Source organism: Leclercia sp. AS011 (assembly GCF_037152535.1).
GTDB lineage: Bacteria > Pseudomonadota > Gammaproteobacteria > Enterobacterales > Enterobacteriaceae > Enterobacter.
In genome coordinates this window covers 1-274 of the sequence record NZ_JBBCMA010000023.1, presented here as the reverse complement: position 1 = coordinate 274, position 274 = coordinate 1, and the positions used below count along the sequence as shown (strand labels likewise).

The 274-nt window shown below is 52.9% G+C and carries 1 rRNA gene; it reads left to right on the top strand.

The window, feature by feature from the left end:
• A 23S ribosomal RNA gene (locus WFO70_RS22355) occupies positions 1-274 on the top strand; the annotation flags it as partial.

The window sequence follows — 274 nt, the reverse complement described above, 5'->3', positions numbered from 1 at the left end:
AAGACGGAAAGACCCCGTGAACCTTTACTATAGCTTGACACTGAACACTGGTCCTTGATGTGTAGGATAGGTGGGAGGCTTTGAAGCGTGGACGCCAGTCTGCGTGGAGCCGTCCTTGAAATACCACCCTTTAATGGCTGGTGTTCTAACGTGGACCCGTAATCCGGGTTGCGGACAGTGTCTGGTGGGTAGTTTGACTGGGGCGGTCTCCTCCTAAAGAGTAACGGAGGAGCACGAAGGTTAGCTAATCCTGGTCGGACATCAGGAGGTTAGT